Source organism: Streptomyces griseoflavus (assembly GCF_014649995.1).
In the GTDB taxonomy this organism is placed as follows: Bacteria; Actinomycetota; Actinomycetes; order Streptomycetales; family Streptomycetaceae; genus Streptomyces; species Streptomyces griseoflavus.
This window is the reverse complement of sequence record NZ_BMUC01000039.1, coordinates 3833-4790: the sequence shown is the minus strand read 5'-3', so window position 1 is coordinate 4790 and position 958 is coordinate 3833. Positions and strand designations below refer to the sequence as shown.

General features: G+C 70.6%; 1 protein-coding gene. It reads right to left on the bottom strand.

Annotated elements, in window-relative coordinates; translation table 11 throughout:
- A partial coding sequence (locus IE172_RS35055) for an acyltransferase domain-containing protein (RefSeq protein ID WP_190099080.1) occupies nucleotides 1–958 on the bottom strand: 958 nt, incomplete at both ends.

The window sequence follows — 958 nt, the reverse complement described above, 5'->3', positions numbered from 1 at the left end:
GAGCCAGTACCGGCGGCGCTGGAAGGCGTACGTCGGCAGGTCGACCCGGCGCGGCGTGTTCCCCCGGCCGGTGAAGAAGGCCTGCCAGTCGACGGGTGTCCCGTTGACGTGGAGTTCGGCTGTGGCGCGGGTGAGGGCGTGGGTCTCGTCGAGGTTCTTGACCAGGCTGGGCAGGAGGAGGGTGTCGGTGCGGGTGACGGTGTCCTGGGCGAGGGCGGTGAGGACGCCGCCGGGGCCGATTTCCAGGTAGCGGGTGGTGTCGTGCTGTTCGAGCCAGGTGATCTGGTCGGCGAAGCGGACGGCGTCGCGGATGTGGCGGACCCAGTACTCGGGGTCGCGCACCGCCTGTCCGGCGGGCAGCGCCAGCCGCGTCGGGTGGAACTCCACACTGTCCAGGACCTGCCGGAACTGGTCGAGCATGGGGTCCATGTGGGGGGAGTGGAAGGCGTGGCTGACCTTCAGACGCCGGGTGCGGTGGCCGCCTGCGGAGAGCTGGGCGGCGATGTCCTCGACGATGTGCTCGGTGCCGCTGATGACGGTGGCGCGGGGTCCGTTGACGGCGGCGATCGCCACGTGCTCTTCGTGTCCGGCGAGCAGGGGCAGGACGTCGGTCTCGGGTGCTTCGATGGCGATCATGGTGCCGCCGGGCGGGAGTTGTTGCATGAGTCGGCCGCGGGCGGCGACGACGGTGCAGGCGTCGGCCAGTGACCACAGGCCTGCGGTGTGGGCGGCGGCGAGTTCGCCGATGGAGTGTCCGGTGACGAGGTCGGGGTGGATGCCCCAGGACTCCAGCAGCCGGAAGAGGGCGACTTCGAGGGCGAACAGGGCGGGCTGGGTGTAGGCGGTGTGGTCCAGCAGAGCCTGCTCACCGGGCTCGGCGAACATCACCTCACGCAGAGGCCGGTCCAACTCCCGGTCGAAGTGCGCACAGATCTCGTCCAGCGCGGCGGCGAACACG